Origin of the sequence: Pseudomonas putida S13.1.2 (assembly GCF_000498395.2) — a bacterium.
Lineage (GTDB): Bacteria > Pseudomonadota > Gammaproteobacteria > Pseudomonadales > Pseudomonadaceae > Aquipseudomonas > Aquipseudomonas putida_Q.
This window is the reverse complement of sequence record NZ_CP010979.1, coordinates 5,181,163-5,201,417: the sequence shown is the minus strand read 5'-3', so window position 1 is coordinate 5,201,417 and position 20,255 is coordinate 5,181,163. Positions and strand designations below refer to the sequence as shown.

At 63.6% G+C, this 20,255-nt stretch carries 19 protein-coding genes and 1 pseudogene; 12 read left to right on the top strand and 8 right to left on the bottom strand.

Annotated features, from left to right (window positions below; translation table 11 throughout):
• Positions 1–70: 70 nt before the first annotated feature.
• A complete protein-coding gene (locus N805_RS22965; RefSeq protein WP_019472519.1) occupies positions 71–1,363 on the top strand; it encodes an NAD(P)/FAD-dependent oxidoreductase in 1,293 nt (430 codons plus the stop codon).
• 154 nt (positions 1,364–1,517) lie between these two features.
• Here the strand turns inward: N805_RS22965 and N805_RS22960 are convergent, their stop codons facing one another.
• Positions 1,518–1,748: a DUF1127 domain-containing protein gene (locus N805_RS22960; RefSeq protein ID WP_019472520.1), complete on the bottom strand. Its 231-nt coding sequence runs from the start codon at positions 1,746–1,748 to the stop codon at positions 1,518–1,520.
• Positions 1,749–1,926: 178 nt separating this feature from the next.
• On the opposite strand from N805_RS22960, the gene N805_RS22955 reads away from it, so the two are divergent.
• Positions 1,927–3,357, top strand: coding sequence for a PLP-dependent aminotransferase family protein (locus N805_RS22955; protein ID WP_177313763.1), 1,431 nt, complete (start codon positions 1,927–1,929; stop codon positions 3,355–3,357).
• Positions 3,358–3,416: 59 nt separating this feature from the next.
• The gene (locus tag N805_RS22950) at positions 3,417–4,970 is read left to right on the top strand and encodes a phospholipase D family protein (RefSeq protein WP_019472522.1); all 1,554 of its coding nucleotides are present in this window, start codon (positions 3,417–3,419) and stop codon (positions 4,968–4,970) included.
• Between the two features lie 123 nt (positions 4,971–5,093).
• Here the strand turns inward: N805_RS22950 and N805_RS22945 are convergent, their stop codons facing one another.
• Complete coding sequence (locus N805_RS22945; RefSeq protein WP_019472523.1) at positions 5,094–6,233, bottom strand: MFS transporter; 1,140 nt, start codon at positions 6,231–6,233, stop codon at positions 5,094–5,096.
• A 202-nt stretch (positions 6,234–6,435) separates the two neighbouring features.
• Positions 6,436–7,929, bottom strand: a complete 1,494-nt coding sequence (locus N805_RS22940; RefSeq protein ID WP_019472524.1) for an aldehyde dehydrogenase — start codon at positions 7,927–7,929, stop codon at positions 6,436–6,438.
• 196 nt (positions 7,930–8,125) lie between these two features.
• Here N805_RS22940 and N805_RS22935 point away from each other — a divergent pair, with 196 nt between their 5' ends.
• Entirely contained in the window at positions 8,126–8,485 is a 360-nt protein-coding gene (locus N805_RS22935; protein ID WP_019472525.1) for a cupin domain-containing protein, read from the top strand.
• 77 nt (positions 8,486–8,562) lie between these two features.
• On the opposite strand, the gene rpmG is transcribed toward N805_RS22935, so the two are convergent.
• Together rpmG and rpmB are read right to left on the bottom strand one after the other, a co-directional pair.
• Positions 8,563–8,718, bottom strand: a complete 156-nt coding sequence (gene rpmG / locus N805_RS22930) for a 50S ribosomal protein L33 (protein WP_003253507.1) — start codon at positions 8,716–8,718, stop codon at positions 8,563–8,565.
• A gap of 11 nt (positions 8,719–8,729) precedes the next feature.
• On the bottom strand, positions 8,730–8,966 hold the full coding sequence (rpmB, locus tag N805_RS22925; RefSeq protein WP_003253504.1) for a 50S ribosomal protein L28: 237 nt from the start codon (positions 8,964–8,966) through the stop codon (positions 8,730–8,732).
• Between the two features lie 361 nt (positions 8,967–9,327).
• Between rpmB and N805_RS22920 the strand changes: the two genes are divergently transcribed.
• Positions 9,328–10,935: an ABC transporter substrate-binding protein gene (locus tag N805_RS22920; RefSeq protein WP_028614092.1), complete on the top strand. Its 1,608-nt coding sequence runs from the start codon at positions 9,328–9,330 to the stop codon at positions 10,933–10,935.
• A gap of 120 nt (positions 10,936–11,055) precedes the next feature.
• Here the strand turns inward: N805_RS22920 and radC are convergent, their stop codons facing one another.
• Entirely contained in the window at positions 11,056–11,736 is a 681-nt protein-coding gene (radC, locus tag N805_RS22915; protein ID WP_019472527.1) for a RadC family protein, read from the bottom strand.
• Between the two features lie 128 nt (positions 11,737–11,864).
• Between radC and coaBC the strand changes: the two genes are divergently transcribed.
• From coaBC to argB, 4 genes and pseudogenes are all read left to right on the top strand, one after another.
• Positions 11,865–13,076: a bifunctional phosphopantothenoylcysteine decarboxylase/phosphopantothenate--cysteine ligase CoaBC gene (gene coaBC / locus N805_RS22910; RefSeq protein WP_019472528.1), complete on the top strand. Its 1,212-nt coding sequence runs from the start codon at positions 11,865–11,867 to the stop codon at positions 13,074–13,076.
• A 5-nt stretch (positions 13,077–13,081) separates the two neighbouring features.
• Positions 13,082–13,537 (top strand): dUTP diphosphatase, encoded by a 456-nt coding sequence (gene dut, locus N805_RS22905; protein ID WP_019472529.1) that lies wholly within the window; start codon positions 13,082–13,084, stop codon positions 13,535–13,537.
• A gap of 144 nt (positions 13,538–13,681) precedes the next feature.
• Positions 13,682–15,049 (top strand): annotated as a pseudogene (locus N805_RS22900) (phosphomannomutase/phosphoglucomutase); the annotation flags it as partial.
• A gap of 30 nt (positions 15,050–15,079) precedes the next feature.
• Complete coding sequence (gene argB / locus N805_RS22895) at positions 15,080–15,985, top strand: acetylglutamate kinase (RefSeq protein ID WP_004575216.1); 906 nt, start codon at positions 15,080–15,082, stop codon at positions 15,983–15,985.
• Positions 15,986–16,164: 179 nt separating this feature from the next.
• Here argB and pyrE read toward each other — a convergent pair whose 3' ends face one another.
• Positions 16,165–16,806: an orotate phosphoribosyltransferase gene (gene pyrE / locus N805_RS22890; RefSeq protein WP_019472531.1), complete on the bottom strand. Its 642-nt coding sequence runs from the start codon at positions 16,804–16,806 to the stop codon at positions 16,165–16,167.
• An 80-nt stretch (positions 16,807–16,886) separates the two neighbouring features.
• Between pyrE and N805_RS22885 the strand changes: the two genes are divergently transcribed.
• Positions 16,887–17,666 carry an exodeoxyribonuclease III gene (locus N805_RS22885; protein WP_003253401.1) on the top strand — a complete coding sequence of 260 codons (780 nt, stop codon included), beginning with the start codon at positions 16,887–16,889 and terminating at the stop codon, positions 17,664–17,666.
• Positions 17,667–17,799: 133 nt separating this feature from the next.
• Here N805_RS22885 and rph read toward each other — a convergent pair whose 3' ends face one another.
• Positions 17,800–18,522 carry a ribonuclease PH gene (gene rph / locus N805_RS22880; RefSeq protein WP_019472532.1) on the bottom strand — a complete coding sequence of 241 codons (723 nt, stop codon included), beginning with the start codon at positions 18,520–18,522 and terminating at the stop codon, positions 17,800–17,802.
• Positions 18,523–18,750: 228 nt separating this feature from the next.
• Between rph and N805_RS22875 the strand changes: the two genes are divergently transcribed.
• Positions 18,751–19,614, top strand: coding sequence for a YicC/YloC family endoribonuclease (locus N805_RS22875; protein ID WP_016489820.1), 864 nt, complete (start codon positions 18,751–18,753; stop codon positions 19,612–19,614).
• Positions 19,615–19,627: 13 nt separating this feature from the next.
• Positions 19,628–20,248 carry a guanylate kinase gene (gene gmk, locus N805_RS22870; RefSeq protein WP_019472533.1) on the top strand — a complete coding sequence of 207 codons (621 nt, stop codon included), beginning with the start codon at positions 19,628–19,630 and terminating at the stop codon, positions 20,246–20,248.
• Positions 20,249–20,255: the final 7 nt, after the last annotated feature.

Below are 20,255 nucleotides of genomic sequence, written 5' to 3'. Positions count from 1 at the left end.
CGCCTTGTTGCCCACTACCCCACCCCGACTTATCCTCCTCCCCTAGCCCACCAGCCTCAGGACCAAGCCCATGATCCACAGCGCGCAGCACGCCGCCTCCTACTACGCCGCCAGCAGCGCGCCACACCCTGACTACTCCTTCCTGCAAGGCGAGCACAGCGCCGATGTATGCATCATTGGCGGCGGCTACTCGGGCCTGAACACTGCCATCGAGCTGGCCGAACGCGGCCTCTCGGTCATCCTGCTGGAAGCGCGCAAACTGGGCTGGGGCGCCAGTGGGCGCAATGGCGGGCAGTTGATCCGCGGCGTCGGCCACGGCCTGGAACAGTTCCTGCCGGTAATAGGCGAGGAAGGCGTGCGCAGCATGAAGCTGATGGGCCTGGAGGCCGTGCAGATCGTCCGCGAGCGGGTCGAGAAGCATGCCATCGCCTGCGACCTGACCTGGGGCTACTGCGACCTGGCCAACAAGCCGGCCGAGCTGCTGGGCTTTGCCGAAGACGCCGAAGAACTGCGCAGCCTGGGCTATGCGCACGAGCTGCGGCTGGTCGGCAAGGACGATATCCACAGCGTGGTCGGCGCCGACTGCTATGTGGGCGGGCTGATCGACATGGGCTCTGGCCACCTGCACCCGCTCAACCTGGCCTTGGGGGAAGCGGCCGTGGCCAGCCGCCTGGGTGTGAAGCTGTTCGAACAGTCCGAGGTTACCCGCATCGACTATGGCCCCGAAGTGCAGGTGCATACCGCCCAGGGCCGGGTACGCGCCAAGACCTTGGTGCTGTGCTGCAACGCCTACCTCAACGGCCTCAACCGCGAGCTGGGCGGCAAGGTGTTACCCGCCGGCAGCTACATCATCGCCACCGAGCCGCTGGGCGAAGAGCGCGCCCGCGCGTTGTTGCCGCAGAACATGGCGGTGTGTGACCAGCGCGTGGCGCTGGATTACTACCGGCTGTCCGCCGACCACCGCCTGCTGTTCGGCGGTGCCTGCCACTATTCAGGCCGCGACCCGAAAAACATCGCCGCCTACATGCAGCCCAAGATGCTCAAGGTGTTCCCGCAGCTGGCCGACGTGCGCATCGACTACCAATGGGGCGGCATGATCGGCATTGGCGCCAACCGCCTACCGCAGGTTGGCCGCCTGGCCAGCCAGCCGAACGTGTATTACGCCCAGGCCTATTCAGGCCATGGGCTCAACGCCACCCACCTGGCCGCGCGCCTGCTGGGCGAGGCCATCAGTGGCCAGGCAAGCGGGCGTTTCGACCTGTTCGCCAAAGTGCCGCATATCACCTTCCCTGGCGGCAAGCACCTGCGCTCGCCATTGCTGGCGCTGGGCATGCTGTGGCATCGCCTCAAAGAGCTGATCTGAAAGCTGACGCGGTCGGTGTAGGAGCGGCCTTGCGTCGCGAAAGGGCCGCATAGCGGCCCCAGCGATATTAGCGGCGAAGCTGAAAATCGGGGCGCTTCGCACCCCTTTCGCGACGCAAGGCCGCTCCTACAGGGGCCGCGCAGCTTCACGTTGATCAGTCTTTCCAGAAGGGTTTACGCCCTTCAGTACGGGCCTGCTCCCAGCTCAGCCCGACATCACGCAACTCGTCATCCGTCAGCTGCAACAGCGCCCTGCGGGTATGCCAGCGATGCAGCATCAGCCCCCAGCGCCCAAGCCCTGCCGGCGCGTTGAAGACCTTGGCCTGCTGCCCGGCTTCCAGTTCCCTGGCCAACAGTTGCAAGCGCACATCGCTCATGCCACCCATCGCTGCGTTCTCCCATTCGATTGATACCGTGGAGAAAGCATGCGCGCCGGCAATACTGGCAATACAGATCCAATACAGCCTTATTATTCCCATACAGAATTGGCCGAAGACCGACTGAATGCTGTATTTTCAGCGAATCTGTACCGGTCGCTGCGCCATTGCAGCGCAGGAGTATGCCGTGACCCTGTACCTGAACCTCGCCGAGCTGCTCGGTGCCCGTATCGAGCAGGGCCTGTATCGCCCCGGCCAGCGCTTGCCCTCGGTGCGCGCCCTGAGCGTGGAACACGGGGTAAGCCTGAGCACCGTGCAGCAGGCTTATCGCCTGCTGGAAGACGGCGGCATGGTCTCGCCCAGGCCCAAATCCGGCTACTTCGTCAGCGACCACCGCCACCTGCCAGCCCTGCCCGCCGTCAGCCGCCCGGCCCAGCGCCCGGTGGATATCTCACAATGGGAGCAGGTGCTGGAGCTGATCCGCAGCACGCCGCGTCAGGATGTGGTCCAGCTCGGCCGTGGAATGCCCGACATCAACAGCCCTACCCTCAAGCCGCTGCTGCGTAGCCTTGCTCAGTTGAGCCGGCGCCAGGACATGCCTGGCCTGTATTACGACAACATCCACGGCAACCTGGCCCTGCGTGAGCAGGTAGCGCGGCTGATGCTCGACTCCGGCTGCCGCCTGAGCCCGGCCGACCTGGTCGTGACCACCGGTTGCCATGAGGCGTTGTCGTGCAGCATTCGCGCGGTCTGCGAGCCAGGCGACATCGTCGCTGTCGACTCGCCCAGCTTCCACGGCGCCATGCAAACCCTGAAGGGCCTGGGCATGAAGGCGCTGGAAATCCCCACCGACCCGGTGACCGGCATCAGCCTGGAGGCGCTGGAACTGGCCCTGGAGCAGTGGCCGATCAAGCTCATCCAGATCACCCCCAGCTGCAACAACCCGCTCGGCTACATCATGCCCGAGGCCCGCAAGAAGGCCCTTTTGAGCCTTGCCCAGCGCTACGACGTGGCGATTCTGGAGGACGATGTGTACGGCGACCTGGCCTACACCTACCCGCGTCCGCGTACCCTCAAGTCGTTCGACGACGATGGCCGCGTGCTGTTCTGCAGCTCGTTTTCCAAAACCCTCGCCCCCGGCCTGCGGGTGGGCTGGGTGGCGCCCGGGCGCTACCTGGAGCGGGTGCTGCACATGAAGTACATCAGCACCGGCAGCAGCGCCAGCCAGCCGCAGCTGGCCATCGCCGACTTCATCGCCGGCGGCCACTACCAGCCCCACGTGCGGCGCATGCGCAGCCAATACCAGCGTGGCCGAGACCTGATGAGCGAATGGGTAACCCGCTACTTTCCACCGGGCACCCGGGTCAGCCGCCCCCAGGGTGGCTTCATGCTGTGGGTGGAACTACCCGAACATTTCGATACGCTGCGCCTGAACCGGGCTTTACTGGAGCAAGGTGTGCAAGTTGCGGTGGGCAGCATCTTCTCGGCCTCGGGCAAGTTTCGCCACTGCCTGCGCATGAACTTCGCCGCGCGGCCGACGCCGCAGATCGAGGCTGCCGTGCGCAAGGTCGGGGAAACCGCCCTTCGTCTACTGGATGAAGAAAGCGCCGACGCGTAACTTTGCGCCGCCCGCCACGGTCCAACCCCAAAGCCCTTGCTGCACAGGACGATCCACCCTTGAGACTCCAGCACGCCTTGCCTCTGCTGCTGGTGCTGCTGCTCGGCCTTGCCGGCTGCGCCAGCGTCAGCGCGCCCCGCGAAACCAGCCAGGCACTGCCCGCCAATGACTCCGCCTTTGGCCGCTCGGTGCTGCGCCAGGCCGCGCCTTACGGCGGTCGCTCGGGCTTTCGCCTGCTGCCCAACAGCAATGAAGCGTTCCGCGCCCGTGCCGAACTGATCCGCAACGCCCAGGCCAGCATCGACCTGCAGTATTACATCGTCCACGACGGCCTCAGCACCCGCGCCCTGGTGCATGAACTGCTGCGTGCCGCCGACCGTGGCGTGCGTGTGCGCATCCTGCTGGACGACACCACCAGCGACGGCCTGGACACCATCATGGGCACCCTCGATGCCCACCCCAACATCCAGATCCGCGTGTTCAACCCGCTGCACCTGGGCCGCAGCACCGGCGTAACACGCGCCGTGGGGCGGCTGTTCAACCTGTCGCGCCAGCACCGGCGCATGCACAACAAGCTGTTTCTGGTGGACAACAGCATGGCGATTGTCGGCGGGCGTAACCTGGGCGACGAGTATTTCGATGCCGAGCCCAACCTCAACTTCACCGACATCGACCTGCTGGGTATAGGCCCGGTGGCCGAGCAGCTGGGGCACAGCTTCGACCAGTACTGGAACAGCGCCCTCAGCCGGCCGATCACCGACTTCCTCTGGCGTGAGCCGGATGCCAACGACCTGCGGGCCAGCCGCCATCGCCTGGAAGTGTCGCTGGCCGAAGCCAGGACCCGGCGCAAAGCCCTGTACGACCGCCTGATGGCCTACCAGTCGCAGCCGCGCCTGGACGTATGGCGCAACGAGCTGATCTGGGCCCACGCCCAGGTGCTGTGGGATGCGCCCAGCAAGGTGCTGGCCGACGACGAACCGGACCCACAGTTGCTGTTGAGCCAGCAGCTGGCACCGGACCTGGCCAACGTGCACCGCGAGCTGATCCTGGCATCGGCCTACTTTGTGCCGGGCGAACCGGGCCTGCTGTACCTGACCGGCCGCGCCGACGCTGGCGTTTCGGTGAAGCTGCTCACCAACTCGCTGGAAGCCACCGACGTGCCGGCAGTGCATGGCGGCTATGCGCCCTATCGCAGGGCCTTGCTTGAGCATGGGGTACAGCTTTTTGAGCTTCGCCGCCAGCCAGGCGACCCCAGCGCGGGGCGGTTGAGTTTTAGTGGTAGCTCCGACTCGAGCCTGCACACCAAGGCGATCGTGTTCGACCGGCGCAAGACCTTCATCGGCTCGTTCAACTTCGACCCGCGTTCAGTGCTGTGGAACACCGAGGTTGGGGTGCTGGTAGACAGCCCGGAGCTGGCCGAATACACCCGCGAGCTGGCCCAGCAGGGCATGGCGCCTGCGCTGAGCTATCAGGTGAAACTGATGGGTGACAAGCTGGTGTGGGCGACCGAGGACAATGGCCAACGGCACGTGCTGACGTCTGAACCGGGTGGGATGTGGCGGCGGTTCAATGCCTGGATCAGCAAGGCGGTTGGCTTGGAGAAGATGTTGTAGCCGCTATCGTTGGGGCTGCTTTGCAGCCCATCGCGACACAAGGCCGCTCCTAACAGGCGATACGCGATCCCTTGTAGAAGCGGCCTTGTGTCGCGATGGGCCGCAAAGCGGCCCCAAAATCCCTCAGGCGGAAACAGCCTCGAAAGCCCCACGCCGCTGGGTCAGCACCACCAACCCCGCAGCCCCGGCCGCCATCAGCCACAGCAGCGCATGCCCGCTTACCCACTGGCTCCCCGCCCCCGCCAGCAAAGGCCCGAGCAGGCAACCAATACCCCACAGTTGCGCCACGTGGGCGTTGGCCCGCACCAGCGCATCATCCCGGTAGCGCTCGCCAATCAACACCAGCGACAAGGTGAACAACCCTCCTGCACTCGCCCCGAACAATACCCACAGCGGCCAGATCACCGGGGTATGCAGCAAGAGCGGAATCGCCAGGCTGGACACCAGCAGGCTCACCGCGCAGCCGGTGAACAGGGTGCGGCGCGACATATGGTCGGCCAACGCGCCGATGGGCAATTGCAACACTGCATCACCCACCACCACGGTACTGACCATGAACAGGGCGATCTCGGTGGTGAAGCCCTGCTGCAGGCAATACACCGGCAGCAAGGTAAGGATCATCGCCTCGAACGAAGCGAACAGGGCAATGGCCCAGGCGATCACCGGCAAACGCCGGCAGAAACGGAACAGGTCGCCGAAGGTAACGTTGCAGGCTTCCGTGCTCGGTGCACCGCCACGCCCCAGCAGAATCAGCGGCGCGACCAGCAGCAGGCCCGTCGCGGCCCAGAAACCGAAGTCGTCATCGGAGCCGAGAAAGCCCAGCACCAGCGGCCCGGCCAGCTGGCTCAACGCGTAGCTGCTGCCGTACAGCGCCACCAGGCGGCCACGCCATTGCTCGACCACCAGCTGGTTGATCCAGCTTTCGCCGAGGATGAACACCACGGTCAGGGACATGCCGATCATCAACCGCAGCAGCAGCCACAGCGGGTAGCTGGGTAGCAGCGCGAGCAGGCCTATCGACAGCGCCCCTCCCCACAAGCAGAGGCGCATCGCCGAAGGTACGCCAACCCAGCCGGCCAGGCGGCTGGCCAGGCTGGCGCCTGCCAGCACACCCAGCGCCGGCATCGCCGCCATCACGCCGATGGCAAAGCTGCCGTAGCCCCAGGCCTCCAGGCGCAGGGACACCAGCGGCATGCTCACGCCAAGCGCCAGCCCGACACTGAGCACCGATGCCAGTACGGCGAAGTAGGTACCCCAACGCATTGCAGCCTCCCAGGCAGAATTCGTGAACAGCAAAAACGACGAAGCCGGGGCAGCGTGAGCCGACCCGGCTATTGTTGGGGCTGCTGTGCAGCCCATCGCCGGCAAGCCGGGCTCCCACAGGTACAACAGAGGCCTTGAGGGCTGCGAAGAACCTGTGGGAGCTGGCTTGCCGGCGATTGGGCCGCAACGCGGCCCTCTGGAATTACAGCTTGATCCAGGTCGCCTTCAGCTCGGTGTATTTCTCCAGCGCATGCAGCGACTTGTCACGGCCGTTGCCCGACTGCTTGAAGCCACCGAACGGTGCGGTCATGTCGCCGCCGTCGTACTGGTTGACCCAGACGCTGCCAGCGCGCACGGCACGGGCGGTCTTGTGGGCCTTGGAGATGTCCGAGGTCCAGATACCAGCCGCCAGGCCATAGGGCGTGTCGTTGGCAATGGCGATGGCTTCTTCGGCGGTGTCGAAGGCAATCACCGACAGCACTGGGCCGAAGATTTCTTCCTGGGCAATGCGCATGGCGTTGGTCACGCCGTCGAAGATGGTCGGCTCGACATAGGTGCCGCCAGTCTCTTCCAGGGTGCGCTTGCCGCCGGCCAGCAGCTTGGCGCCGTCCTTGTGGCCAGCTTCGATGTACGACAGCACGGTGTTCATCTGCTGGGTGTCGACCAAGGCACCGACCGTGGTCTGTGGGTCCAGCGGGTTGCCTGGCTTCCAGCCTTTCAGGGCCTCGACCACCATCGGCAGGAACTTGTCCTTGATCGAACGCTCGACCAGCAGGCGCGAGCCTGCGGTGCACACTTCGCCCTGGTTGAAGGCGATGGCGCTGGCAGCGGCCTCGGCGGCAGCTTGCAGGTCCGGCGCGTCGGCAAAGACGATGTTCGGGCTCTTGCCACCGGCTTCCAGCCAGATGCGCTTCATGTTCGATTCGCCCGCATACACCATCAGCTGCTTGGCGATCTTGGTCGAACCGGTGAACACCAGGGTGTCGACATCCATGTGCAGGGCCAGGGCCTTGCCTACGGTGTGGCCATAGCCTGGCAGCACGTTCAGCACGCCAGCCGGGATACCGGCTTCGATGGCCAACTGGGCAATGCGGATGGCGGTCAGCGGCGATTTTTCGGACGGCTTGAGCACCACCGAGTTACCGGTAGCCAGCGCCGGGCCGAGTTTCCAGCAGGCCATCAGCAGCGGGAAGTTCCACGGTACGATGGCACCGACCACACCCACGGCTTCGCGGGTAACCAGGCCAAGCTGGTCGTGCGGGGTCGGGGCGACTTCATCGTAGACCTTGTCGATGGCTTCGGCGGTCCAGTGAATGGCTTGCGCAGCACCCGGGATGTCGATGCTGGAGGAGTCGCCGATCGGCTTGCCCATGTCCAGGGTTTCCAGCAGCGCCAGCTCTTCGACGTTCTTGCGCAGCAGGTCGGCGAAGCGGATCAGCTTGGCCTTGCGCTTGGCCGGGGCCAGTTGCGACCACACGCCGGCGTTGAAGGTGGCGCGGGCGTTTTCCACAGCGCGATTGGCATCGGCCAGGTCGCAGCTGGCAACCTTGGCCAGGAAGCGTCCGTCGACCGGGCTCAGGCACTCGAAGGTTTCACCGGATGCGGCATCGGTGTATTCGCCGTTGATGAAGGCGCGGCCTTCGATCTTCAGTTGCTGGGCACGTTGTTCCCAGTCCGCACGGGTCAGGGTAGTCATACGAAACTCCTCCTCTTGTTTAGGTGCAACGCCGCACTGAGGACTCACAGGCGTTGTCAGAATTCTGGCCGGGCGACGAGCGCACACTGGCAAGCGATACCCTAAACCAGCCGGTGTAAACTATCAATATATTTGACACGAAAGGCTCAAAAGCCTACTGATGTTCATTTTATTAAACAACAACAGGAGCCGCACCATGAGAATCGACAGCATCATCGACTTCGCGCAGGTCATCACCGAGGCCGAACGCTACCGCCCGGCGGCGGAAAAAATCCTCAAGGGCGAGCCAGACCAGGCGGTCTACAACCACTACTCCAGCCCTTGCGGGCAGTTTGCCGCTGGCGTGTGGGAAGGCGAAGTGGGCCAGTGGACGGTGAACTACACCGAGCATGAGTATTGCGAAATCGTCCAGGGCGTTTCGGTGCTGCGCGACCAGGATGGCGGGGCCAAGACCCTGCGTGCCGGTGATCGGTTTGTCATCCCTGCCGGGTTCACGGGCACCTGGGAAGTGCTGGAACCTTGCCGCAAGATCTATGTGATGTTCGAGCAGAAGTAAGGCCCGCGAAGACGCCCTGACAGACATAAAAAAACCCGCGTCCTTTCGGAAGCGGGTTTTTTCAGGTCGCCGATCAATTACTTGATCTTGGCTTCCTTGTACACCACGTGCTTGCGAACAACCGGATCATATTTCTTGATCTCGATTTTGTCCGGGGTGGTGCGCTTGTTCTTGTCGGTGGTGTAGAAGTGGCCGGTACCGGCACTCGAAACCAGACGGATCAATTCACGCATGATGTTCTCCCTTAAACCTTGGCGCCAGCTTTACGGATGTCAACCAGAACGGCGTCGATGCCGCGCTTGTCGATGATACGCATGCCCTTGGCGGAAACGCGCAGACGCACGAAACGCTTCTCGGATTCAACCCAGAAACGGTGGTGCTGCAGGTTCGGCAGGAAACGACGACGGGTTTTGTTGTTTGCGTGGGAAATGTTGTTCCCGGTTACTGGACCCTTACCAGTAACTTGACAGACTCTCGACATGACTCAGCCCTCTAAAACCACATGCCCAACCCGGCATGGGTTGGCCGCTTAATCTCTCAGTCTTTGGCGCCTGGGCGCCGTGATTCTGGAGGTCTTATCGACCGGATCCGCTTATGCGACAGGCCGAGCCCCTAGAAAAGAGCGCTGCTTTATACCAGAAAGACTTGGCTGCAACAACAGTAGATACACATTGCCGCAACCCAGAACGCGCCGGGCCAGCATAGCGGCAGGCCCCGTCGGCCGTCGACCACTCGTCGCCAGATTTGTAAAAAAGGGTGTGGTCATTTACCGACGGGCGCACTAGGGTAGGCCTTTTCCAGACTGCACTGGCAGATGGGCCACTGACAGCCAAGGAGCCACCATGCGTGCCGCCGCCCTTTCCTTATTGTTCAACTCTCTGTTCGCTGCCGGCGCTCTGTTCGCTGCCGGCGTAGCCCAGGCCGCGCCGCTGAGCGTTTGCAGCGAAGCCAGCCCCGAAGGCTTCGACGTGGTGCAGTACAACTCGCTGACCACTACCAACGCCACGGCCGACGTGCTGATGAACCGCCTGGTGGAGTTCGACGCGGCGCAAGGCAAGGTGGTGCCGAGCCTGGCAGCCAGCTGGACGGTGTCGGCCGACGGCCTGGTGTATGATTTCACCCTGCGCGATGGCGTGAAATTCCACACCACCCCCTACTTCAAGCCAGGCCGTGAGCTGAACGCCGACGACGTGCTGTTCAGCTTCCAGCGCATGCTCTACCCCGCCCATGCCTGGCACAAGACCGCACCGGGTGGCTATCCGCATGCACAGTCGCTACAACTGGGCAGCCTGATCAAGGCAATCGAGGCCCCGGCGCCGAACACCGTGCGTTTTACCCTCAGCCACCCGGACGCCACGTTCCTGGCCACGCTGAGCATGGGCTTCGCCTCGATCTACTCTGCCGAATATGCCGACAAGCTGCTGAAGGCCGGCACGCCTGAGAAGCTCAACAACCAGCCGATCGGCACCGGGCCGTTCGTGTTCCAGCGTTTCCAGAAGGACGCTGTGGTGCGCTACCGCGCCAACCCTGACTACTTCGCCGGCAAGCCCGCGGTCGACCCGCTGATCTTCGCCATTACCACCGATGCCAACGTGCGCCTGCAGAAGCTCAAGCGTGGCGAGTGCCAGGTGGCCCTGTCGCCCAAGCCGCTGGACATTGCCGAAGCAGGCAAGGACGGCAACCTCAAGGTGGCCACGACCCCGGCATTCATGACTGCCTTCGTCGCCATCAACAGCCAGCACCCGCCGCTGGACAAGCCGGAAGTGCGCCAGGCCATCAACCTGGCCTTCGACAAGCAGGCCTACCTCAAGGCCGTGTTCGAAGACTCCGCGGTGGCCGCCAACGGCCCCTACCCGCCCAACACCTGGAGCTATGCCAAGGACCTGCCCGGTTACCCGCTGGACCTGAAGAAAGCCAAGGCGCTGCTGACCAAGGCGGGCCTGGGCGATGGCTTCAGCACCACCATCTGGACCCGCCCGTCGGGCAGCCTGCTCAACCCCAACCCCAGCCTTGGCGCGCAGATGCTGCAGGCCGACCTGGCCAAGATCGGGGTCAAGGCAGAGATCCGCGTGATCGAATGGGGCGAGCTGATCCGCCGCGCCAAAGCCGGCGAGCATGACCTGCTGTTCATGGGCTGGGCGGGCGACAACGGCGACCCGGACAACTTCCTCAGCCCGCAGTTTTCCTGCGCTGCGGTCGAGTCGGGGACCAACTTTGCCCGCTTCTGCGACAACCGCCTGGACCAACTGATCAGCGCCGGGCGCACCACCAACGACCAGAGCGTGCGCAGCCGGCTGTATCAGCAGGCGCAGACGCTGATCCAGCAGCAGGCACTGTGGGTGCCGCTGGCGCATCCGACGGCGGCGACGCTGCTGCGCCAAGGCGTTGAGGGGTACCAGGTGAGCCCGTTCGGACGGCTGGATTTCAGCAAGGTGTCGGTGACCAAGTAAGCCTGCACAGGCCTCTTCGCGGGACAAGCCCGCTCCCACAAGGTCTGCACTGCCCTCCAATATGGCGGTGAACCTGTGGGAGCGGGCTTGTCCCGCGAAGAGGCCGGCACATGCACACCTCTAAGCGACAATCCACCCCTGCTCAACCATCGATAAGGGCTCCCCGTCACCGATGATGATGTGATCCAGCACCCGCACATCGATCAGCCCCAGCCCCCGCTTCAACGACAGGGTCAAATGCACGTCATCCTGGCTCGGCTCACTGTTCCCCGATGGATGGTTGTGACACAGGATCAAAGCCGCCGCGTTATGCAGCAAAGCCCGCCGCACCACTTCGCGCGGATAAACGCTTGCCCGATCTATCGTGCCCCTGAACAGGATCTCGAACGCCAACGGCCGGTGCTTGGTGTCCAGAAACAGACACCCGAACACTTCACTGGCCTCATGCCGCAGCATGGCCTTGAGGTAACGCCGCACCGCCGCTGGCCCATCCAGAGCCTCTGCGCGCTTGATGTTTTCATCCAGATAACGCCGGCCGATCTCCAGTAGCGCCTGTAACTGCGCATACTTCACGGCCCCGATGCCCGGCTCGCGCAGCACCGCTTCGCGATCGGCCTCCAGAAACTGCCTCAGCCCGCCAAAACGCACCAACAGCCCCCGCGCAAGGTCCAGTACGTTGCGCCCGGCCACACCAGAGCCCAGCAGCACGGCAAGCAATTCGGCATCCGTGAGTACCGCCGCCCCGCGCAGCAGCAACTTTTCCCGCGGCCTTTCTTCAGCCGGCCATTCCCTGATATTCATCCCCGCCCCCTGCCCTTGCTGCGGCCCATTTCGACCCTGTGTTAATCTATTTCGCCTCGTACATGCGACGTACTGCCGCAGGCAATTTCAAACGTCGCCGCCCGCTCTCACTGGAAAAAGGCAAGCCTATGCAGCGGCTGTATCGCAAGCGCATCGTTCTCGGCGTAGGTGGCGGCATTGCCGCCTACAAAAGCGCCGAGCTGATTCGCCGTCTCCTGGAGCACGGCGCGCAGGTGCGCGTCGTCATGACCCGTGGTGGTGCCGAGTTCATCACCCCGCTGACCCTGCAGGCGCTGTCGGGCCACCCGGTGCACATGGACCTGCTCGACCCTGCCGCCGAAGCGGCCATGGGCCATATCGAACTGGCCAAGTGGGCCGACCTGGTGCTGATCGCCCCGGCCACGGCCGACCTCATGGCGCGCATGGCCCAAGGCATGGCCGACGACCTGCTGACCACCCTGGTGCTGGCCACCGACGCCACTGTCGCCGTGGCCCCGGCCATGAACCAGGCCATGTGGCGCGACCCGGCCACCCAGGCCAACCTCGAGCTGCTCAAGAGCCGTGGCATCCAGGTGTTCGGCCCGGCATCCGGCAGCCAGGCCTGTGGCGACGTGGGCCTGGGGCGCATGCTCGAAGCCACCGACCTGGCCTGGTGCGCCGCAGAAAGCTTCAAGCGCCAGGCACTGACCGGCAAGCACGTGCTGATCACCGCCGGCCCGACCCAGGAAAACATCGACCCGGTGCGCTACATCACCAATCATAGCTCCGGCAAGATGGGCTTCGCCCTGGCCGAAGCGGCTGCCGAGGCCGGGGCTCGGGTCACCCTCGTCACCGGCCCTGTGCACCTGCCAACCCCCGACCGGGTCAGCCGCATCGACGTGGTCAGCGCGCGGGACATGCTCGCGGCCTGTGAAGCGGCCATGCCATGCGACCTGTTCATCGCCTCCGCGGCGGTTGCGGACTACCGCCCGGAAGTCGTTGCCACGCAAAAGCTGAAGAAAGATCCTACGACCGGCGACGGCATGCTGCTGCAGATGGTGCGCAATCCCGATATCCTTGCCACCATTGCTGGCCGCAACGACCGCCCGTTCAGCGTCGGCTTCGCCGCCGAAACCGAACACCTGCTCGATTACGCCACGCGCAAGCTCAAGGACAAGAACCTCGACCTGATCGTCGCCAATGATGTGGCCAACCCCAGCATCGGCTTCAACAGCGAAGAAAACGCCTTGACCGTGATCGACCGCCAGCAGCACCAGACCCTCTTCGCGCAGACCAGCAAGGGCAAGATCGCCCGGCAACTGGTCGCCTTCATCGCCGATCGGCTCAACCAGGTTCAATAAGTTACATGCACGCTCTTCAAGCCAAGATCCTCGACCCACGCCTGGGCAGCGAATTCCCGCTGCCGACCTACGCCACCCCCGGCTCCGCCGGCCTGGACCTGCGCGCCCTGCTCAAGGAGGACACCGTCCTCGAGCCCGGCCAGACCCTGCTGATTCCTACCGGCCTGTCGATCTTCATTGGCGACCCGGGCCTGGCAGCGGTGATCCTGCCGCGCTCGGGCTTGGGCCATAAGCACGGCATCGTGCTGGGCAACCTGGTCGGCCTGATCGACTCGGACTACCAGGGCGAGCTGATGGTGTCGTGCTGGAACCGTGGCAACACGCCGTTCACCATTGCTGTTGGCGAACGTATCGCCCAGCTGGTGCTGGTCCCGGTGGTACAGGCCCATTTCGACATCGTCGAAGCGTTCGATGAAAGCCAGCGTGGCGCTGGCGGCTTCGGTCACTCCGGCAGCCACTGAGCCGGCGAATGACCGTTCAGGCCAAGGATGGCGAACTCTCTGGCGAAAGCACCGTCCAAGCGTTCAGTTTGCGCCTGCCCAGAAAGCCTTTGACTAATGGAGCTTCCAGAGATGAACGATATGGCCCACCTGGTCCCCGCCGCACTACCCGACAGCATTTTCCGCGCGTATGACATCCGCGGCGTGGTCGGCAAAACCCTCCACGCCGAAACCGCCTACTGGATCGGCCGCGCCATCGGCGCGCAGAGCCTGGTCCAGGGTGAACCGCAGGTTTCTGTAGGCCGCGATGGCCGCCTGTCGGGCCCGATGCTGGTCGAGCAGCTGATCAAGGGCCTGGTCGATGCCGGTTGCCAGGTCAACGACGTCGGCTTGGTGCCCACCCCGGCGCTGTACTACGCGGCCAACGTGCTGGCAGGCAAGTCGGGCGTGATGCTGACCGGCAGCCACAACCCGTCGGACTACAACGGGTTCAAGATCGTCATCGCCGGCGACACCCTGGCCAACGAACAGATCCAGGCCCTGCTGACCCGGCTGAAAACCAACGACCTGACCCTGGCCGAAGGCCGTGTGGAAAAGGTCGAGATACTCGAGCGCTATTTCCAGCAGATCGTCAGCGACGTGAAACTGGCCAAGAAACTCAAAGTGGTGGTGGACTGCGGCAACGGCGCCGCCGGCGTGGTCGCACCGCAGCTGATCCAAGCCCTGGGCTGCGAAGTGATCCCGCTGTTCTGCGAAGTCGACGGCAACTTCCCCAATCACCACCCGGACCCGGGCAAGCCGGAAAACCTCGAAGACCTGATCGCCAAGGTCAAGGAAACCGGCGCCGACATCGGCCTGGCCTTCGACGGTGACGGCGACCGCGTCGGCGTGGTGACCAACACCGGCAGCATCGTCTACCCAGACCGCCTGCTCATGCTGTTTGCCCAGGACGTGCTGGCGCGCAACCCGGGCGCCGAAATCATCTTCGACGTCAAATGCACCCGTCGCCTGACCCCGCTGATCGAACAGCATGGCGGCCGCGCACTGATGTGGAAGACCGGCCATTCGTTGATCAAGAAGAAGATGAAACAGACCGGTTCGCTGCTGGCCGGCGAAATGAGCGGTCATATCTTCATCAAGGAACGTTGGTACGGTTTTGACGACGGCATCTACAGCGCCGCGCGCCTGCTGGAGATCCTCAGCAAGGCCGGGCAGAGCGCCGAAAACCTGTTTGCCGCCTTCCCGAACGATATTTCCACGCCGGAAATCAATATTGATGTGACCGACGAGGGTAAATTCAGCATCATTGATGCACTGCAACGCGACGCCGACTGGGGCGAAGCCAGCCTGACCACCATCGACGGTGTGCGGGTCGACTACCCCCACGGCTGGGGCCTGGTTCGCGCCTCCAACACCACGCCGGTGCTGGTGCTGCGCTTCGAGGCCGACAGCGACGCCGAATTGCAACGTATCAAGGATGTATTCCGTACCCAGTTGCTGCGGGTTGAGCCTGAGCTGCAACTGCCGTTCTGACCGACTATCTGTTCCTTACAGGAGCCCTGCATGACCCTCGATCGCGATGCCGCTTCCCATGTAGCCGAGGTTTTGTCCGAAGCACTGCCTTACATCCGCCGCTTTGTCGGCAAGACCCTGGTGATCAAGTACGGCGGCAACGCGATGGAAAGCGAGGAGCTGAAAACAGGCTTCGCCCGTGACATCGTGCTGATGAAGGCTGTGGGCATCAACCCGGTGGTGGTCCACGGTGGTGGCCCGCAGATCGGCGACCTGCTCAAGCGCCTGTCGATCGAAAGCCACTTCATCGACGGCATGCGCGTCACCGACTCGGCGACCATGGACGTGGTGGAGATGGTGCTGGGTGGCCAGGTCAACAAGGACATCGTCAACCTGATCAACCGCCACGGCGGCAGCGCCATCGGCCTGACCGGCAAGGACGCGGAGCTGATCCGCGCCCGCAAGCTGACCGTCAGCCGCCAGACGCCCGAGATGACCACCCCGGAAATCATCGACATCGGCCACGTCGGCGAAGTGGTGAGCGTGAACACCGACCTGCTGAACATGCTGGTGAAGGGTGACTTCATCCCGGTGATCGCGCCGATCGGCGTGGGCGCCAACGGTGAGTCGTACAACATCAACGCCGACCTGGTGGCGGGCAAGGTAGCCGAGGCGCTGAAAGCCGAGAAGCTGATGCTGCTGACCAACATCGCCGGCCTGATGGACAAGCAGGGCCAGGTACTGACCGGCCTGACCACCGAGCAGGTCAACGAACTGATCGCCGACGGCACCATCTACGGCGGCATGCTGCCGAAGATCAAGTGCGCACTGGATGCGGTGCAGGGCGGCGTGAACAGCTCGCACATCATCGACGGCCGCGTACCGAACGCGGTGCTGCTGGAAATTTTCACCGACAGCGGCGTGGGTACCCTGATCACCAATCGCAAGCCGCGCTGAGTGATTGGCTAGCCTGCACCGGTCTCTTCGCGGGTAAACCCGCTCCCACGGGGATAGCACCGCCTTCGAGGGCTGTGGAGATCCTGTGGGAGCGGGTTCACCCGCGAAAGGGCCGGAACAGGTGACACAAAAAAGGCGACCTTCATGTGAAGGTCGCCTTTTTCATTTCCAGGCCAGGATCAGATCCCGTACTGCGCCCGGTAAGCCTCGACAGCCGGCAGGTGCTGCTTCAGCTGTGGGTCATCGGCCAGGAATTCCAGCACCTGGGTCAGCGAAACGATGCTGACCACCGGGATATCGAAGTCGCGCTCCACTTCCTGAATTGCCGACAGTTCGCCATTGCCACGCTCTTCGCGGTTCAGGGCGATCAGCACGCCGGCGGCCTTGGCCTGCTGGGCGTTGATGATCTGCATCACCTCGCGGATGGCGGTGCCGGCGGTGATCACGTCGTCGATGATCAGCACATCACCGGCCAGCGGCGCGCCGACCAGGCTGCCGCCTTCGCCGTGGTCCTTGGCTTCCTTGCGGTTGAAGCACCATGGCACGTCGAGCTGATGCTGATCGGCAAGGGCCACAGCGGTGGTCGCCGCCAAAGGGATACCCTTGTAGGCCGGGCCGAACAGCACGTCGAACGGGATCTTGCTGTCGACGATGGCTGCGGCATAGCACCGCCCCAGCTCGGCCAATGCGGAACCGGTGTTGAACAGGCCGGCATTGAAGAAATACGGGCTGGTACGCCCCGATTTCAGGGTGAATTCACCGAAACGCAGTACCCCGCGATCGATGGCAAAACGGATAAAGTCGCGCTGATACGGCTGCATGAATAGTCCCGGACACCACGGATTTAGCTAAATGGGTTGAGCTCGGGTATCATACACGCACGAGATTTTTGGGGCCATTTATGCGGATCATCAGTGTGAACGTAAATGGCATTCAGGCTGCGGCCGAGCGTGGTTTGCTCAGCTGGCTACAAGCCCAGAATGCCGACGTCATCTGCCTTCAGGATACCCGCGCCTCGGCCTTTGAACTCGATGACCCAGCTTTCCAGCTCGATGGCTATTTCCTTTATGCCTGCGACGCGGAGGTGCCCGCCCAAGGTGGTGTGGCCCTTTACTCGCGCATGCAGCCCAAGGCAGTCATCACCGGCCTGGGCTTCGAGACAGCCGACCGCTACGGGCGTTACCTGCAAGCAGATTTCGACAAAGTCAGTATTGCCAGCCTGCTGCTGCCTTCGGGCATGAACGGCGACGAAGACTTGAACCAGAAGTTCAAGTTGATGGACGACTTCGCCAAGTACCTGGACAAACAGCGTCGCAAGCGTCGCGAATACATCTACTGTGGCTCGTTCTACGTGGCGCAGCAGAAGCTCGACATCAAGAACTGGCGTGACAGCCAGCAGTCGCCGGGCTTCCTGGCGCCGGAACGCGCCTGGATGGATGCGATCACCGGCGAGATGGGTTACGTCGATGCCCTGCGCGAAGTCAGCCGTGAAGGCGACCAGTACAGCTGGTGGCCGGACAACGAGCAGGCCGAGATGCTCAACCTGGGCTACCGGTTCGACTACCAGATCCTCACGCCGGGCCTGCGCCGCTTTGTGCGCAATGCCCGCCTGCCGCGTCAGCCGCGCTTCTCCCAGCATGCGCCGCTGATCGTGGACTATGACTGGACGTTGACCATCTGATTGCCAGGGCTGCTTCGCAGCCCTTTCGCGGGACAAGCCCGCTCCCACAGGATTCATGTATGGCTGGAAAGCTGTACAAATCTTGTGGGAGCGGGCTTGTCCCGCGAATGGGCCGCGCAGCGGCCCCAAACAGTCAGTCGGCCAGCGCGGCCTGCTGCAGTTCGAAGATATCGTTCATGCCTTTTTGCGCCAGCGCCAGCATGGCGTTGAAGTCTTCCGGCTGGAACGGTGCGCCTTCGGCGGTGCCCTGCACTTCGATGAAGCCACCGGCGCTGGTCATCACCACGTTCAGGTCGGTTTCGGCAGCGGAGTCTTCCGGGTAGTCCAGGTCGAGCACGGCTTCGCCCTGGTACATGCCCACCGACACGGCAGCAATCATGTGCTTGAGCGGGTTGCCACCTTTGAGGCCACCACGCTTCTTGATCACTGCCAGGGCGTCGCACAGGGCGACCATGGCACCGGTGATGGACGCTGTACGGGTGCCGCCATCGGCCTGGATCACGTCGCAGTCGACATACAGGGTGATGTCACCCAGCTTGCTCATGTCCAGCGCGGCGCGCAGCGAACGGCCGATCAGGCGCTGGATTTCCAGGGTGCGGCCACCCTGCTTGCCACGGCTGGCTTCGCGCTGGTTACGCTCACCGGTGGCGCGCGGCAGCATGCCGTACTCGGCGGTCAGCCAACCTTGGCCCTGGCCTTTGAGGAAGCGCGGCACACCGTTTTCCACGCTGACCGTGCAAATGACCTTGGTGTCACCGAACTCGACCAGTACCGACCCTTCGGCGTGCTTGGTGTAGTTGCGGGTGATGCGGATCGAGCGGAGCTGATCGGCGGCGCGACCACTTGGACGTTTCATCTGGGATACCTGTACTGGGACTTTGAATCTGCCGAGCATTATAGAGCCCGCAGCGCGGGGAAGACATGCCTATTGTCGCGCCCGGCACAGCCCGTCGCCTTTTCCTGCTGCCATGGCCACCCCTCTGTAACATAGGTGGATTGGGCGCCGAGGCCCCACTGCGCTACAATCCTGCGCCTTGCAGCCGAGAGGCTCCCACCGTTCATTCATCTACGCGAGGTACTCCCCATGGTGCACAGCATGACCGCTTTTGCTCGTGTCGAGCGCGCCGGCAGCCAAGGCACCCTGATCTGGGAGCTGCGTTCGGTCAACCACCGTTACCTGGAACCCCACCTGCGCCTGCCCGAAGCGCTGCGCGACCTCGAAGGCGCCGTGCGTGAAGGCCTGCGCCAGGGCCTTTCGCGGGGCAAGGTGGAATGCACCCTGCGCCTCAATGAAGACAGCAACGGCAAGCCGCTGAAGGTAGACCGCGAGCGCGCTGCACAGCTTGTCGCTGCCGCCGAGGAAGTGGCCGGCCTGATCAAGCAGCCGGCACCGCTGAACCCGCTGGAAGTGCTGTCGTGGCCGGGTGTGCTGGTGGCCGACACCAGTGACCCACAGGCGCTGAACGCCGAAGCCATGGCCCTGTTCGACGAAGCACTGGCCGAGCTCAAGGCTGGCCGTCAGCGCGAAGGCCAGGAACTGGCCCGGCTGATCAACGAGCGCCTGGATAACATGACCAGCGAAGTCACCACCCTGCGCGCCCTGGTGCCGCAGATGCTGGCAGCGCAGCGGCAGAAGATTCTCGACCGTTTCGGCGACATGCAGGCCGAACTCGACCCGCAGCGCCTGGAGCAGGAAATGGTGCTGCTGGCCCAGAAGAGCGACGTGGCCGAGGAACTCGACCGCCTCAGCACCCACGTCACCGAAGTACGCAGGGTGCTCAAGGGTGGCGGTGCTGCCGGCCGGCGCCTGGACTTCCTGATGCAGGAACTCAACCGCGAAGCCAACACCCTGGGCTCCAAGGCCTTCGACCCACGCAGCACGCAAGCGGCGGTCAACCTGAAGGTATTGATCGAACAGATGCGTGAACAAGTACAGAACATCGAGTAAGGCCACCCCGACCATGAACCACAGCAGCGGCACCCTCTACATCGTTTCGGCCCCTTCGGGCGCCGGCAAGACCAGCCTGGTAACGGCCCTGACCAAGGACGACCAGCAAATCCGCGTCTCGGTCTCGCACACCACCCGCGCCATGCGCCCGGGCGAGGAACACGGGGTGAACTACCACTTCGTGGTCCACGAGGAGTTCAAGGCGCTGATCCAGCAAGGCGACTTCCTGGAGCATGCCGAAGTGTTCGGCAACTTCTACGGCACCTCGCGCAGCGCGCTGCAGCAGACCCTGGACCAGGGCTATGACCTGATCCTGGAGATCGACTGGCAAGGCGCCCAGCAGGTGCGCAAGCTGATGCCGCAGGCGTTGTCGGTGTTCATCCTGCCGCCAAGCCAGGAAGCGCTTCGTCAGCGCCTGGACGGCCGCGGGCAGGACAGCGAAGCGATCATCGCCGGGCGCATGAAAGAAGCGGTCAGCGAGATGGTGCACTACGACGAGTATGACTACGTGATCATCAATGATGATTTCGACGCGGCGCTGGAAGACTTGAAAGCGGTGTTCCGCTCGAATCGCCTGCTGCTGAAGAAGCAGCAACAGCGCCACGGGTCTCTACTGAAGCAGTTGATCGGCTGAACAACGA